The sequence below is a fragment of the Gilliamella apicola genome, assembly GCF_003202655.1.
In the GTDB taxonomy this organism is placed as follows: Bacteria; Pseudomonadota; Gammaproteobacteria; order Enterobacterales; family Orbaceae; genus Gilliamella; species Gilliamella apicola_R.
This window is the reverse complement of sequence record NZ_QGLR01000008.1, coordinates 68,265-82,282: the sequence shown is the minus strand read 5'-3', so window position 1 is coordinate 82,282 and position 14,018 is coordinate 68,265. Positions and strand designations below refer to the sequence as shown.

General features: G+C 32.1%; 17 protein-coding genes and 2 pseudogenes. 12 read left to right on the top strand and 7 right to left on the bottom strand.

Annotated elements, in window-relative coordinates:
• The first annotated feature begins 29 nt into the window (after positions 1 to 29).
• Complete coding sequence (locus DKK70_RS04395; protein ID WP_110432899.1) at positions 30 to 329, top strand: gp53-like domain-containing protein; 300 nt, start codon at positions 30 to 32, stop codon at positions 327 to 329.
• A 3-nt stretch (positions 330 to 332) separates the two neighbouring features.
• The gene (locus DKK70_RS04390) at positions 333 to 734 is read left to right on the top strand and encodes a tail fiber assembly protein (protein WP_110432898.1); all 402 of its coding nucleotides are present in this window, start codon (positions 333 to 335) and stop codon (positions 732 to 734) included.
• Here the strand turns inward: DKK70_RS04390 and DKK70_RS04385 are convergent.
• The 4 genes and pseudogenes from DKK70_RS04385 to DKK70_RS04375 form a co-directional block, all read right to left on the bottom strand.
• Positions 731 to 1,123: a tail fiber assembly protein gene (locus DKK70_RS04385; protein ID WP_110422875.1), complete on the bottom strand. Its 393-nt coding sequence runs from the start codon at positions 1,121 to 1,123 to the stop codon at positions 731 to 733. The genes DKK70_RS04390 and DKK70_RS04385 overlap by 4 nt on opposite strands.
• Before the next feature lie 2 nt (positions 1,124 to 1,125).
• The gene (locus tag DKK70_RS17770) at positions 1,126 to 1,446 is read right to left on the bottom strand and encodes a gp53-like domain-containing protein (protein ID WP_445972077.1); all 321 of its coding nucleotides are present in this window, start codon (positions 1,444 to 1,446) and stop codon (positions 1,126 to 1,128) included.
• A gap of 261 nt (positions 1,447 to 1,707) precedes the next feature.
• A pseudogene (locus tag DKK70_RS17445) lies at positions 1,708 to 2,169 on the bottom strand (phage tail protein); the annotation flags it as partial.
• Positions 2,170 to 2,762: 593 nt separating this feature from the next.
• Positions 2,763 to 3,098 (bottom strand): hypothetical protein, encoded by a 336-nt coding sequence (locus DKK70_RS04375; RefSeq protein WP_110432896.1) that lies wholly within the window; start codon positions 3,096 to 3,098, stop codon positions 2,763 to 2,765.
• A gap of 487 nt (positions 3,099 to 3,585) precedes the next feature.
• On the opposite strand from DKK70_RS04375, the gene DKK70_RS04370 reads away from it, so the two are divergent.
• From DKK70_RS04370 to DKK70_RS17440, 10 genes and pseudogenes are all read left to right on the top strand, one after another.
• Positions 3,586 to 4,782 carry a LuxE/PaaK family acyltransferase gene (locus DKK70_RS04370; RefSeq protein ID WP_110432895.1) on the top strand — a complete coding sequence of 399 codons (1,197 nt, stop codon included), beginning with the start codon at positions 3,586 to 3,588 and terminating at the stop codon, positions 4,780 to 4,782.
• 12 nt (positions 4,783 to 4,794) lie between these two features.
• Positions 4,795 to 5,154, top strand: a complete 360-nt coding sequence (locus DKK70_RS04365; protein ID WP_110432894.1) for an iron-sulfur cluster assembly scaffold protein — start codon at positions 4,795 to 4,797, stop codon at positions 5,152 to 5,154.
• Positions 5,154 to 6,338 carry a cysteine desulfurase family protein gene (locus tag DKK70_RS04360; RefSeq protein WP_110432893.1) on the top strand — a complete coding sequence of 395 codons (1,185 nt, stop codon included), beginning with the start codon at positions 5,154 to 5,156 and terminating at the stop codon, positions 6,336 to 6,338. The genes DKK70_RS04365 and DKK70_RS04360 overlap by 1 nt, the downstream gene beginning before the upstream one ends.
• 20 nt (positions 6,339 to 6,358) lie before the next feature.
• Positions 6,359 to 6,598 (top strand): acyl carrier protein, encoded by a 240-nt coding sequence (locus DKK70_RS04355; RefSeq protein WP_110432892.1) that lies wholly within the window; start codon positions 6,359 to 6,361, stop codon positions 6,596 to 6,598.
• A gap of 9 nt (positions 6,599 to 6,607) precedes the next feature.
• Positions 6,608 to 7,864 (top strand): beta-ketoacyl-[acyl-carrier-protein] synthase family protein, encoded by a 1,257-nt coding sequence (locus tag DKK70_RS04350; RefSeq protein ID WP_110432891.1) that lies wholly within the window; start codon positions 6,608 to 6,610, stop codon positions 7,862 to 7,864.
• A complete protein-coding gene (locus tag DKK70_RS04345; RefSeq protein ID WP_110432890.1) occupies positions 7,864 to 8,664 on the top strand; it encodes a MaoC/PaaZ C-terminal domain-containing protein in 801 nt (266 codons plus the stop codon). The genes DKK70_RS04350 and DKK70_RS04345 overlap by 1 nt, the downstream gene beginning before the upstream one ends.
• 20 nt (positions 8,665 to 8,684) lie before the next feature.
• Positions 8,685 to 9,422 carry an SDR family NAD(P)-dependent oxidoreductase gene (locus DKK70_RS04340; RefSeq protein ID WP_110432889.1) on the top strand — a complete coding sequence of 246 codons (738 nt, stop codon included), beginning with the start codon at positions 8,685 to 8,687 and terminating at the stop codon, positions 9,420 to 9,422.
• Between the two features lie 838 nt (positions 9,423 to 10,260).
• Positions 10,261 to 11,079, top strand: a complete 819-nt coding sequence (locus tag DKK70_RS04335) for an AraC family transcriptional regulator (RefSeq protein ID WP_110432888.1) — start codon at positions 10,261 to 10,263, stop codon at positions 11,077 to 11,079.
• A 374-nt stretch (positions 11,080 to 11,453) separates the two neighbouring features.
• Positions 11,454 to 11,615 carry a hypothetical protein gene (locus tag DKK70_RS16680; protein ID WP_181415906.1) on the top strand — a complete coding sequence of 54 codons (162 nt, stop codon included), beginning with the start codon at positions 11,454 to 11,456 and terminating at the stop codon, positions 11,613 to 11,615.
• 76 nt (positions 11,616 to 11,691) lie between these two features.
• A pseudogene (locus tag DKK70_RS17440) lies at positions 11,692 to 11,790 on the top strand (integrase core domain-containing protein); the annotation flags it as partial.
• A gap of 292 nt (positions 11,791 to 12,082) precedes the next feature.
• On the opposite strand, the gene DKK70_RS04325 reads toward DKK70_RS17440, so the two are convergent.
• Genes DKK70_RS04325 through DKK70_RS04315 form a run of 3 tightly spaced genes read right to left on the bottom strand, consistent with a single transcriptional unit; the run spans position 12,083 to position 13,787 of the window.
• Positions 12,083 to 12,295 carry a hypothetical protein gene (locus tag DKK70_RS04325; protein WP_110432887.1) on the bottom strand — a complete coding sequence of 71 codons (213 nt, stop codon included), beginning with the start codon at positions 12,293 to 12,295 and terminating at the stop codon, positions 12,083 to 12,085.
• An 18-nt stretch (positions 12,296 to 12,313) separates the two neighbouring features.
• Positions 12,314 to 13,015 (bottom strand): DeoR family transcriptional regulator, encoded by a 702-nt coding sequence (locus tag DKK70_RS04320; protein WP_110432886.1) that lies wholly within the window; start codon positions 13,013 to 13,015, stop codon positions 12,314 to 12,316.
• Between the two features lie 16 nt (positions 13,016 to 13,031).
• On the bottom strand, positions 13,032 to 13,787 hold the full coding sequence (locus DKK70_RS04315; RefSeq protein ID WP_110432885.1) for a DUF3944 domain-containing protein: 756 nt from the start codon (positions 13,785 to 13,787) through the stop codon (positions 13,032 to 13,034).
• Between the last annotated feature and the right edge of the window lie 231 nt (positions 13,788 to 14,018).

Genomic DNA, 14,018 nt, shown 5'->3' with positions numbered 1-14,018 from the left:
AAAAACGGCCGAAATTCAATGAATCCGAGTTGTTAACACGAAATGACTATCAAAATAAAACTGGTTACAGACGTTCACCAGATGGATTTTTATATCAATGGGGGCAGATAGCAATTCCAAAAGCAACGGATAATGTTACATTTCACATTGTTTATCCAGTTGCATTTAATGAAAATTGTTATTTTTTCTCAGCAATTTATCAAGGAGATGCATGTTTTACCATTGAAATTGAGCGAACAAATTCATATTTTTATGGAGCCTTATTCGAAAGAGCTCTCGGTGACATAATAAATGTTGGAAAAGTTGTTTGGTTTGCATTTGGGAGATAAAAAATGATCTATTATAATTCAAAAAATAACGGTTTTTATGATTCAAATATTAATGACGTTCCAGCAAATTCAGTCGAGATATCCAATGAAGAGCACGCTGAATTGTTAGAAAAACAGTCGAAGGGATTTGTAATTAAATCTGATATAAATGGTCGTCCTGTTGCTATTGAACGCGTTTTTACTAACGATGAAATTATATTACAAAATGAATCACTGCAACAACAACTGATAAATATTGCCAATGAACAAATAATCATTTTAGAGCGAGCCATAAAATATAATCGTGCGAGGGATGCAGACAAACTTCTACTTGAAAAACTTGAACTATTTACAATCGATGTATCGCAAGTTGATTTGTCTGATCCTGACTTAACATTTCCTGAACTACCTAAAAAAGCCCTTTAGGGCTTTTCAGGAATAACAACATCGGGGTTACTTAAATCGAGTTCATATAAATCAATTGAGTAATTTTCTAATAACTCTAATCTTTTTTTGTCTGCGTCAGTCGCTCGACGTAGACGAACTGATCTATTTAATATATCAATTTCTGCATTTACAACATTTAATAATTGTTGCTGTTTTGATGTATTGATCATTATTATTTCATCTGCGGTCAAAACAGATTCGACGGCAAATGGATAACCGTTTGCATCAGATTTAATTACAAATCCTTGAGATTGTTTTTCTAACAACTCAAAATGATATTTACTACTAATTTTAATAGAATCTGATGAAACTTCATTGATATTTGAATCATAAAAACAATTATTTTTTGAATTATAATAAATAGACATAATTAATAACCTATTGATAACCAATTTATTGCGACTACTCGCTCTGAAATTACTACACCAGAAACTGAATATGGAGACAAATGTATCTGAGTCTTTAGATTAGCTATTTTAGCTGTGTCAACTGATACAAATGATCCTCCAACATCGTTCGATGTAGCAAAAGAACACAAATAATTATTGGGGAATGAAATCGGATATGTAAAATAACGCGGACCGTATGCCACACTACTACCCCATTGGACAATTAAAAACTTAATTGTTCCTTCAATAGATAACGGTATTTGAGCATATCCATTCTGAGATAAAAATCCATTTCCTAACATGTTTTGCTTTTTAAATGTTGGTAAAACATAAAAATTAACCTCTTTTAGGAAATTTAGGAAGTTACCTACCTCATAAGTAGGTACCCCAGACTGCATTTTTTTTATCGCCGGCAGAGCGTTAATATCATTAGCGGTTAAATTAACATTTGATTTCAACTCATAACCATTAATTTGAGTTATTTTTGGAACCAACTTGTTTAACTCTTTTTGAAGTTCTTGCTGAGTATGCGCCTTGTGATTTTGCATCGTGGTTGATAATAAATCATCGACATATTTACGAGTAGCGAGTACCACAGATGGATCTATTTTTAACGCTACACAATCAACATTATCAACGATGATGATCATTCGAATAACCTGGGTTCGACCACTGCCTTCAGAAAGTTGTGGTTTATAAGTTGCCGGACAATTACCTACAGCAATTAAAGTATTATTCTCATCGTATAAACCGATTTCATGAATAAACCATCCCCCTTGATTTTCCGGAATAACTAATTCCGCAATAATTTGATTAGGATTTTTTTCATCAGTAGTTAATGAATTAAGTGGTGCTTGATACACTTCATGAATAAGGCTAGTTTGAGAGGCATTTGGTGTAGTCGCACTACCATTGCCATCCCCAACGGCCATCTTAGTTAATTTGAGCGGTACACCTAAAGCAGTAGCATTAGCTAGTAAAGCTGCGCCTTGTTGGGTAATTAACGTATAAAATTTTTGACTCATATTTTCATCCTATAAATAAAAAATCGAATCGCTAATGGGGCGATCGAATGAGCTGATTGTGTTTGTTTCAAATATCCAATTTATGAATAAATTAGCAAAGTGCATTGGAACTGCATTTCATAAAATGGCTTGCTAAAGATAATGACACAGTTTAAAAAAGTGAGTTAATGAATGGATTTGTAAGCCAAATTATTACAAACAGCCAAGAAACTAAATTGCTAGGACGACAAAATATGAAAAAACTTTAGATAAATTAACTTGTTTTTTATTTATAAATTATCGCTATTTTGGCTAGTTTTTGAAAATAATTGCTGAGTCTATACTGCTTTATGGATATTGGAGGATGAGAAACATAGTCCTGTTCTGGGAAAAATAGAGAAAGATGTTGACTATAGCAATGCTGTTTCGACTACATAAGTTATCTTTAAAGGTAATTGCCTCAATGAGCTTAGATTCACCACCGAGCCAGTCACCATTACTACTAAAAAAGCCTAGCTAATTATCCAACTTGCGAAATGGAACGCATAATTAGAAAATGATTACAGCAAATCTGTGAATTAAATCGCAGACTGGAAAAAAACTACTCAAATAGATCAGTTTGCATTAATCTCTTTCATAATTTTATCTAAATATTCTCTGTTTTCCTTATTTGCCCTGCCTTTGCCTTGTAATGACTTCTTATATTCATCGACAGTTATTATTGAATTTATTATTATTGAGTAATCTATAGTTGAAACATCAAATTCAATAACATATTTACCATTAACCAAATAAGTAAATATTTCAGCGTACTGATCGAAATTTTGATAGATAAAATAGGCAGAAGTTAATTCACCAAATTCTGATAAGAAAAACGGAAAAATTATTTCCTTTTCCAATTTATCTACTTTATGCAAATTTGTCTTAATTAAATCATCCTTGTTAATCATAAAAGCATATCTCCTAATATCGCTATAATTAATTTACCTGTTTTATCTGTAACTATTATAATAGTTTAAATTAGTTTTTGCTCACACTTATCAATTCAATACTTTTAATAAGAGTAACAACTCGCTCTTCAATCTTCTGGTAAATACTGATGTTGCTAACACACTGTCTTGCTTACCTAGCAACAATAATTACACAATCATAAATAATATGTTTTGTCCTAATTGATAAATATTAGGTAATCCTTTATTAATTTGATGATTGTTAACTTGAATAAATTAGCTAAATTCAAGAATTCATTGCTGTTTAAAAATGAAAATTATTATCAAAGCATAAATAATTAGTTGAATTATTAATAGTTAAATAAAGTAATAATTTTTTTATAAAATAAAATCAGCTTTTTTGTTCAAGACAATATTACTCACCTATCTATACAATACCGTTAGCTTTTCAGAATTTAAGAACCAAACAAAAAGTGGAGTAAAATATATGGAAAGTAACATAATTAAATTATATAAAGATATACAGCAACAAGGTTTTGACCCATTAAGGCTTTTGATTGCCGATGTTGATAGATTATATAGATTACCAACATCAGAGCAAAAAGCTCTGAAATTATGTTTAATTAAGGATGCGGTTGCCCATCATTTCGAAAATAATCCCTATTATCGAGAAATTTGTGAAAAACAGGGTTTTGTTCCATCAGATATTAAAGTTTTCGAAGATTTAACAAAAATTCCACTGATTCCAGTTTCAGTATTCAAATCTGGAGATAATTATAAGTTATTGAGTAAACCTCTTCAGGAAATTGAACATGAAATGCGTTCGACTGGTACAAGTGGTATACCAAGTGTTTATCGACGTTGTCATGACACTATGACGAATACGGCTTTTGCCGTGGTATCTAATTATCGTTCAATGTTTCAAATATCAACTGGCGCTGGACTTTTCTTGTGCCCATCTCCAGAAGATTTACCAGAAATGGCTATGGTGAAAATCTTCAATTTTTTAGCTGGTTTATTAGATACAACTTATTTCGCATTAGGTGAGAATTATAAGTTTAATGCTGAAGAGGCAATAGAAAAATTAAATAGTTGGCAAAATAAGTTTTCTCGACACATCATTGGACCGCCATTTTTGATCAATCGCTTTATCACTTATCTAAAAAATCACAATATTAAATTAAAACTCGATAGCCAGAGTTTAGTCATTATGATGGGCGGTTGGAAACGATTCACCGGGGAAATGATATCTAGAGAGCAACTCAATGAAGAGATTGAAACTTGGCTAGGTATTCCTCGTGCAAATGTACGGGATATGTATGGCATGGTTGAAGCTAATTTTATGGCTATTGAAGATGAATATAACCACAAACATGTACCTCCGTATATTCACTTTTCAGTTAGAGATCCTAATGATTTGTCAAAAGAGTTACCTGATGGCGAGACCGGCCTACTCGCTATTTTCGATCCTCTTTCGCGTTCAGTGCCAGTTATGATTCAGACTGAGGATTTAGTGTTTATTCGTAAAGATGAAACTAAATCTTGGCGAAATTCGCAACGTATTGAATTTGTAAATCGTACTCCTGCTGCAAAAGAGTTTGGTTGCTGTGCTGTCACCCTAGAAAAAAACATGTCTAATAATGAAGCTTGTGAGGGGAATAGCAAGTCATGCTGTCAAAATTAATATGAGGTAAACATGTTTAATCAAATCATTGTGGATAATTTTTGCAATCCAAAATATCAAGGAAATATCACAGCCCCAGGGATTGTACTAGCTCTGTCAAACCCGGTATGCGGTGATAAGGTTGACATATTTATTAACTACAATAAAGAAACAGATAAGTTTGAGCAGGCTCGATTTCAAGCATGGGGATGTACAACATCCCTCGCTATGGCCAACATTTTTTGCAAATATATTGAAAATACCCCTGTGTCTCAAATTAACACAATTTCAAACGATGACATTCGACAACTATTAGGAAAACTTGAACCGTCACAACAACATTGTATTGATATGTTAATCAGTTTGTTTAGTCAACTAAAGGAAAAGATTTAATGGACTTATATTTTGATCACAATGCAACAACGCCCTTAAGTGATGCAGTGAAAAAAGCCATGATCGATGCGATGAGCTATTATGCAAATCCTTCCAGTCCTTATCAACTCAGTAAAATACCACGAGAAATTGTCGAAAATGCGCATCAACAATGTGCAGATTTACTTGGTACCCAACCGAATAATATTGTAATAACATCAGGAGGAACGGAGAGTAATAATCTTGCTATAAAAAGTATTTTATCACTTTATGCAGAATGTGATTTGAAATCCATTCATGTGATTAGTACCAGTATAGAGCACCCTTCAATTCTTGAAATTTTGTATTTTTTTGAAAAAAAAGGCTTACAGTTGACATTATTATCCCCCTCTAATGAGGGAATAATTGATGTTGCTGATATTGAAGCCAAAGTACAACCTAATACAAAGTTAATTTCAATGATGGCTATTAATAATGAGACCGGCGCTATTCAAGATTATGCAAGAGTAGCTCGTCTTGCTCATGAAAAAGGTATTTTTTTTCATATTGATGCTGTTCAAGCTGTTGGCAAAATTAAAATAGAACTGAATAAATTACCGGGTGTATCAACATTGTCCTTTTCTGGACACAAATTCAATGGACCTAAAGGTATCGGAGGATTATTTGTTGCAGAAAATATATCCTTAACCCCTTTACTACATGGAGGAGGTCAAGAGAAAGGATTACGCAGTGGAACGGAAAATACTATCGGATTAGCTGGTTTAGCAATAGCAGCCCAAGAGGCAAATAGCCAACTCATTTCAAGGTATCAGCATTATTTGCAATTGCGAAATCGGCTTTTAGAAAAATTAAGTTTGCTAGCTGTTCAATATGATATTAATGGCAGTAAAAATCCTGAATATCAGGCCGCTTGGACAATAAATCTAAGTTTTAAAAATATCCGCGCAGAATCTTTGGCAAGCAGATTGAATTTGCTCCATGGTATCTCTTTATCCTTAGGTTCTGCTTGTAGCAATAATAAAAAGTCACATCGTTCTTACGTCCTTTTGTCAATGGGATTATCTAATGAACAAATTGATGGCGCTGTACGCATTAGTTTGGGTAATAAAACAACCATTAATGAAATAGATATATTAGCAAACGCCATTCATTTGGAAATTTCTCATCTGCTTTCTTTATCAGGAAGAGCAATTGAAACATATTAAACTAACAGAGGAATACTATTATGGATTTATTTGATTTTATTGTGGAACAAGTTACGGAATTAACAGATATTGATGCGGCATCAATTACCAGAGATACACCATTATCTGAGTTAGATTTAGTTAGCCTTGATTATGTTTCAATTGAAGTGGCTTTAAAAAAGAAATATGGGTTAGCTGTAAATATGGCAGAATTGGCACAAAAACAAATTAGTTCAGTTGGTGATTTTGTTGACTATTTATCTCAATCTTTAAAAGCTTAAGGAACAAAAATGGGAGACAAAACTACTAGACAACGAGTTGTCGTTACAGGCTATGGCGCGATTACCTCATTAGGCAAAAATGTGGCCGAAATTTGGAAAGCAATAATGGATTATAAAGTTGGCTACTGCAAGTATAACTATCCTGATAAATCTATTACTGCAAAGTTTTTTGGCAAGATTCCATTCGAATTAAACTTATCACCATTTTCCAAACGAATTTTGAAAAATACGCCTCGTTTTGGTCGTTTAGGGTTAATTGCTGCTGATGAAGCGTTAAAAATGGCTTTTGGAGACGATTTAAGTGAGATGGATAAGCACTACCCTCCTTTTTCGCGAGGCGTTATCTTTGGGACAGGCTGGGGAGGTGCCGATGCCTTAGCTGAAAATAGCCTGTCTTATAATTCAGAAGGTTTTGCCTCACCATTGACCAATATTTTATCTATGCACAATGTTGGCTCAGCAATAATGTCCATGAATTGGAATCTGAGAGGTTATCAAAATACACCAGTTTCTGCATGTGCCACCGGAGGAATAGCAATTGGCGATGCGGTTGAAATAATTAGAAGCGGCCGAGCAGAAATGATGATAGCTGGTGGTGGTGAGAGCTTAAATAGTGATCTAAATATATGGAGTATTGATATTCTCAATGCGTTAAGCAAAGAGCAAGAAAATATAGAAACAGCCTGTTGTCCATTTGATAAGAATCGTAGTGGTTTTGTTTTATCCGAAGGCGCAGCGGTTCTTTGCTTGGAAAAATATGAAACAGCAGTAAAAAGAGGGGCAACCATCTATGCTGAGGTCACTGGTTATGGGAATTGTTCAGATGCCTACGATGTAACAACTCCCGCTCCTGATTGTCAAGGTAGATATCATGCGGTTAAAAATGCTTTAAAGCAGGCTGATATTGAGTTAGTTGATTATGTAAATGCCCATGGAACTTCAACACAACTAAATGACCTTAATGAAACTGAGATGTTAAAGAAGATATTTGGTGATCCAGTATATTCATTGCCTATCTCGAGCACGAAATCCTATACTGGTCATCTTATTGCTGCTGCAGGTGCTTTAGAGTCAATTTTAAGTATAAAATCGATCGAAACCAATATCATTCCAGCAACCATTCATTTAAACAATCCTGATCCAAATTGTGATTTAGATTATGTACCCAATAAGCATCGACGGGTTGCCAATATTCAATCGGTTTTAAACGTGAATTATGGATTCGGTGGCTCAAATAGTGCATTGATTTTTGAAAGGCTTCAATAATGATATTGAATTTTAACAAAAAATCCCTTGAGGAATGGGCTAACTTTTCTGGTGATTTCAATCCTATTCATTTTGATGAAAACAAAGCCAGACAAATTGGGCTAAATAATTTGGCAGTACATGGTATGTTGGCCATGCTGCCTTTAAAACAGTACACTACTGACTCATTTATAAAAGGACAATCAGATGGGTTTATTTGGCGCTCCTCATTACGTTATCCTTTAGATATTGATAAAGATTATCAACTTTTATTAAAGAATTCAGAGAATAAAATATCGTTTACTTTACACGATATGGAGTTAGCAAAAAAATATTTTATTGGTTCAATGCATAAAAGTACTTTTAATGAAGAAATCCGACAGTTTAATTTTTCTGATACACAAATATTTAGTATTGATCCAGAATTGATAAAAGAAAAACAACAAGAATTTAAAGCAACTTTCGCAAATGTTTCTCTATTATGGATATTTTTCGACGCACTTCTTTTTTCTCTTTTCATCTCCAAACATGCAACTGAATTATGTGTCCAAAAATTTAAAGAATTCATGGGGAATCAAGAACAATTTATTGGTGATAATGTTCTATTTTTACATACAAATCATCAGGTTTACGTCAGTCCTCAAATAAGCCAACTAAATATAGAAAAAGTACTCGATAACATAAATTATGGCGTAATGATTAATGATACGACAAATTATAAAGACTCACTTTTAATTAATATTGTTATTCCTATTTGGGTGAAAGAGGAAGTATCGATAATAATAACCATGAATATTATGGGTATAAAAACTAAAAATTAAATGCAAAAGAGAAATTAAATATGGAAAATAAATGGGTTTTTGTTTCAGGTGGTTCACGAGGTATTGGAGCTGAAATAGTGTCAGAGCTAGCTAAAAATGGCTTTGATATTGTCTTCACTTATAAAAATAGTAAAAAGCAAGCACTTGAAATATGTGAATCTTTGACTTCACAAGGTAAACAATGTAAAGCTTATCAATGTGATGTCTCAATTGCAAACGAAGTTAACCACGTTGTCAGTGAATGTGTTTCATTATTCGGTGCACCGTACGCCATAATTAATAATGCAGGCATAGTAAAAGACAACTTATTTATTCACATTGAAGAAGAGACATGGTTAGAAGTAATGAATAATAACGTTTTGTCTAGCTATTTAGTCAATCAAGCTTTTTTACCTCATATGATTAGTCGAGGAGATGGTTGTATTCTCTTTATTAGTTCAGTGACTGCCTTTAAAGGTAATATAGGTCAAGTCAATTATGCTGCTACAAAAGCTGCAATGATTGGAATGACTCATTCGTTAGCTGTTGAATTAGGTCGTTTTAATATTCGTGTCAATTCAATTGCTCCAGGTCTTATTGAAACCGACATGAGTAAAAATTTATCGAGTAGTGCGTATAAAAATATGTTGAAAAAAATTCCATTAGGCCGAATAGGTTCAACCAAGGATGTGGCTATGTCGGTGAACTTTTTACTCGGTTCTGGTGGTGATTATATTACCGGTCAAACTTTAGTGATTGATGGTGGAATGTCTGCTTAATAAAATTCATTTTCATTATTATCGCCACAAAAAATAACCAGAAGTTGGTTCAAAGTTACTCTTCGCTGGTTTGCATTGAATTGAATGAAGAGCAAATTAATAATAAGTATTCATTACATTGATATTTATGTATGTCCACGTGGATACCAATGATGTGAGCAGGAAATTACTTACTGATATTTCCTAGCAATAGATTAAATATCAGGAGATATGCTTGCTTACCCATTGGTTGGATTCAACAGCTGTTAAAATAAATTATGCCAAATAACCTAATTTTAGTGATGAATACTTAATGAGTAATAAAATGTCACTATTATATCTATCAGATTGAAAAAACTGGTCTGGTTATTACTTTAGCAACAGCGGTTTATTATGAATTTTAGGTTTAACAATTGCTAACATGATACTTTCCATTATTAAACCCAAGCTAAACAAATTAATTAACTGAACAACATAAGTAATCACATCTTTTACCGTATCTAATGGTATTGCAATTTCTTTATCTGATGACTAGCTAAGAAATAAGATTTCTTTGTGTAATTTGGTTGTTTGTAAACCTTGTAGTTATGTCGTGTCTTTAGTCGTCTTGAAATGTTAATTATTTTATCAGTTCTTTAAAGCACAGGGGTAGAACCTATGTCCCTTTTTCTAAAAGCTTATTATTAACTAATTCTCCAAATTGATCAAAATTCGTTGCTTGGTTCTTGATTAACTTTAAACCAGGTATGTGTTATGCTTTAGTTGGTTCGAGTTAATCAAGTTATTTGTTTCTATTTATCCAGTTTATAGCTTTAATTTTAATCAAAAGGAAGTTTTTATTTAACAAGGATAAAATATTATGTTAGAAAATGATTTGTTCGTTAAAGTGCACCGACAAGATTTATCAACATTGTTTTTTCTATACAATATTATGACAGATTGGCATCGTCATCCCTCTCTCCAACTGACCATATCATTACACAATATGTGTTTGGAATTAGAAACACCAGGTGATAAAAAATATTTATTTGGATTTATTATTCGCCCAAACGTTCCCCATAAATTAAGTGCACCTGATATATGTTGTATTAATTTGTTTATTGATGCAGAAGATCCTTATTATCACTTATTATCGCATTTTACTGCAACCAACTCCGTCTATTTTTTAACCAATAAAGAAGCATTAAAAATTGCCAATTATTTAATGAAATCTATCACAATTAAGCAACCATACGATCTTTATTATGTCTATAAGCTACTATGTGAATCAGACCCTAATTATTCTTTTGAACATGATAATCGTATTAATAAAGCTGTCTCCATTATTTCATCTTTACCCATAAAGCAAATTTCATCCAAAGAAATCGCCGATAGATTACACCTTTCTGAAAGTCGTTTTCTTCATCTTTTTCGTTCGGAGTTGGGCGTTAATTTTCGAAGTTATCTGTTGTGGAAAAGATTACGAGATGTAATTGATATCTTTGATTCATCCACAACATTGACAAAATTAGCCAGTGATAAAGGATTTTCTGATTTGGCTCATTTTAGTAGAACCTGTGTATCGGGTTTAGGGCTAAGACCATCACAATTGAAACGAGCTTTAATCATTGGTAATAAAGACACTATATGCGGAAAACCCTATTGTTTATACAATATATTTCAGTCACTATATACCTAAAATACTCGGTATTATCGTTTAATGGTAGCAAACCAATCAATATTGATTTTGATTGAACTTTAGTTGTTTAAACTTTACAAGTGGAACTTTAAACGTTCTTTAAAATAGTTATCTGTATTGTCATGACGTCACAGTAAAGATAAGAATATACAAGAATATGAAAGTATTAATTCTGGCTGGTTTTTGTAACAATCCCGCTAAAATAGTACATAAAAAGTATAAAATTCTCGATAATATTTTTAAGGAGAATTTCAATATAAAAAATTATCAGAGGAGCAAATTGTCTCTATTTTAAAAGACTCTGAAGCAGGTATGCATGTTAAAAAGCTTGGTCGTCAATATGGTATTTTATAAATGGCGAGATATATACGGCGATGAGTGGTAGTTTCGAAAATCATCGTCAATTTAGAACCTTTAATGTTATTGATGATGTGAATCATCAGACTTTAAGTATTGATATAGCAGTGAGTTTATCGGTTGATAGAGTTCTCCCGATAATTAGACAGACTAGCTCAATATCACGGTTATTCATTTAAAATACGCATTAATAATAGCGCAGAATTTACCTCAATCAGATTCACCAGTTAAGCAAAATCAGATGGAGTAACCCTAGATTACATTAAACCTGTTAGTCCTTATCAAAACGACTATATAGAACGATTCAACCAGATATATCGAACTGAGGTGTTAGATTTGTATTTAAAAATTTGAAACAAGGAGGAAAAATAACGGAAGTGAGGTTAGAGATGTATTACGCAGAAAGACCGCATGAAGCATTAAACAATATGCTACCAATTGAATATAGAACATGAAAAAAACAGCTTAATTTCTACTTGGTTTGGATACTAACAAGGGATATTTACATGTTTAATACTACAAATAATACGAATTATTGTTACATAATTCGTATTATTTAATTTATATTATTAAGTTAGATATTTTATACAAAAAATTGATCACCATTTTCAATCATATACTAGGTTTTAACTCTATTTTTATCATATTAATATTTATAAATTTTTTTAATTGTATTAATGACTGCCCCACCTATAACAACCGAAACAGCAAAACCAGTCGCGCTACGAATTGCAATATTTTGGCTTTGAGTTAGATTTTTAATATGACACTTTTTTTCTAGGATCTTTTGGGCTTCATATATAGATGCAATGGTCAAGGCCGCCCCTAGGCTAATACTCATGATTCTAAAAATGAACATTTTTATCTCCTTTCTAAATTAATTTTTTTCTTCTTGAAATACTCGCATTACATAACAAAAATGTGGAAGCGATTGTATAAAACTTTCCTCTTCGATCTTTTGTAATTTATATACATCAACATCAAACAATACGCCAATAACTAAAACTTCTTTGATTACATCGTAGTTTATAACATGAAATTTTTTCTCATATATTCCAACTAAATACCAATGACTTTTAAATTTAATTAATTTATATGGTGCAAAATGATCAAAAACTTCATTGTTTGTTTTTATAGTAATTAAGGTTTTATTAATGGTTGCTTGAATTATTGTAAGAAAAGGTCCATACACATTTGGTTGTTCCTTTAGTGAATCAACATACACAATACATGGCGAATGATTTTTATTAGAAAGCAAAGCACTAATAAACTTATAGTCAAAAACTTGTTTAGGAAATAATTTATCAATATCAATAACTTTACTAAATTCTAAAATACCGCGATATCGATTATTTCTTAACAAACTCATTGAGTTTTCGGACAATTTATACTGTCCTTTTTTGACCATTTCAATTTCTATTCTTAACAGATTGGCTAAACGCTCATTAAAATCTCTACTTATCGTTTTTTTCGAGACATTAAATTCATTAGCCAACTCATTAATTGAAAGTGTTTCCCCTAAAAACAAACGTTCAAGTATCATACAGATTCTGATACTAAATCGATCATACTCAGACATATTATGCTTCCTACATTTATTTCTGGTGTTGATTAATTGTTTCTTTATTTAGATGTTTTTGACGCATATAAGCAATAATCACACATGCCGGCACCGTGACTCTAAACGCAGGAGAGGCAAAATCACTTGCTAACCAAGTTGCCGTTATACCCCAACCTATTGGTCCTGCCAAAAAGCTCATAAATGTAGACATTGAAGTATAAACAATAAAAGGAGCTTTCATCCCAATTTGATTTAAAACCATCGCAAGGGTGCGACTAGCAAATATATATGCGGCAAATCCTGAAAGGTTAATCGCAGATTGAATCGACATTAATATTAGCTCTGGAGTTGGGTTCATCAAATCCATCTCCATTTCCTTTGAGAGTTGATTTAACTGCTCTGTAGTCATTTCATTTAATGCTTGCTCTAACATTTTTAAAAGTAGATTCATTTCAATATTTTCAATTGGTGCATTTTTATTGAAATTTACTTTTTTCTTTTCACAAACATCAATTAAAATTTCCCGATAAGGAACGCCTTTACCACCGCGAAATAACTTAGTGACCAGTGTATTAGCTCCATAGGTTTGTAACTCAGCAGCAATGCACTCCCAGTATTTATTGTGATTTGGATAGTGTTTTTTATACATTTCACATGAGGTCAATTCTTCACTATATCTTGATTGGTTATCTTTAGGATCTATAGTTAGAATAGAAACCAGTAAATCTAAATCATCGTTATTACAATGTTTTAAAAATGCAAGATCTGCATCAGAACGGTAAACAGCCATTTTATCTCCTTATTTTAATAAATATTTCAGAGATAATTTAACTGGTCAGTTAGACAGGTTATGTCCGATCTTATAAATAAATAAAAAAAATTTTATTTTAGCGAAAACAATATCGATAAAATCATATCTAATTGATTAATTGTTAATTAATAAAAATTAAGACGCTATTTATAATGATCTCAGGTAAGGATCTTTGCAATAATGAAAACATAATAAGACATGGTTTAGATA

Bases quoted from the DNA above. Each gene is read 5' to 3' on its own strand.
- DKK70_RS04335 (WP_110432888.1), top strand. From the start codon at position 10,261: ATGTTAGAAAATGATTTGTTCGTTAAAGTGCACCGACAAGATTTATCA.
- DKK70_RS04340 (WP_110432889.1), top strand. From the start codon at position 8,685: ATGGAAAATAAATGGGTTTTTGTTTCAGGTGGTTCACGAGGTATTGGA.
- DKK70_RS04345 (WP_110432890.1), top strand. From the start codon at position 7,864: ATGATATTGAATTTTAACAAAAAATCCCTTGAGGAATGGGCTAACTTT.
- DKK70_RS04360 (WP_110432893.1), top strand. From the start codon at position 5,154: ATGGACTTATATTTTGATCACAATGCAACAACGCCCTTAAGTGATGCA.
- DKK70_RS04315 (WP_110432885.1), bottom strand. From the start codon at position 13,787: ATGGCTGTTTACCGTTCTGATGCAGATCTTGCATTTTTAAAACATTGT.
- DKK70_RS04375 (WP_110432896.1), bottom strand. From the start codon at position 3,098: ATGATTAACAAGGATGATTTAATTAAGACAAATTTGCATAAAGTAGAT.
- DKK70_RS17770 (WP_445972077.1), bottom strand. From the start codon at position 1,446: ATGTTAGGAAATGGATTTTTATCTCAGAATGGATATGCTCAAATACCG.
- DKK70_RS04365 (WP_110432894.1), top strand. From the start codon at position 4,795: ATGTTTAATCAAATCATTGTGGATAATTTTTGCAATCCAAAATATCAA.
- DKK70_RS04320 (WP_110432886.1), bottom strand. From the start codon at position 13,015: ATGTCTGAGTATGATCGATTTAGTATCAGAATCTGTATGATACTTGAA.
- DKK70_RS04370 (WP_110432895.1), top strand. From the start codon at position 3,586: ATGGAAAGTAACATAATTAAATTATATAAAGATATACAGCAACAAGGT.
- DKK70_RS04385 (WP_110422875.1), bottom strand. From the start codon at position 1,123: ATGTCTATTTATTATAATTCAAAAAATAATTGTTTTTATGATTCAAAT.
- DKK70_RS16680 (WP_181415906.1), top strand. From the start codon at position 11,454: ATGAGTGGTAGTTTCGAAAATCATCGTCAATTTAGAACCTTTAATGTT.
- DKK70_RS04350 (WP_110432891.1), top strand. From the start codon at position 6,608: ATGGGAGACAAAACTACTAGACAACGAGTTGTCGTTACAGGCTATGGC.
- DKK70_RS04390 (WP_110432898.1), top strand. From the start codon at position 333: ATGATCTATTATAATTCAAAAAATAACGGTTTTTATGATTCAAATATT.
- DKK70_RS04355 (WP_110432892.1), top strand. From the start codon at position 6,359: ATGGATTTATTTGATTTTATTGTGGAACAAGTTACGGAATTAACAGAT.
- DKK70_RS04325 (WP_110432887.1), bottom strand. From the start codon at position 12,295: ATGTTCATTTTTAGAATCATGAGTATTAGCCTAGGGGCGGCCTTGACC.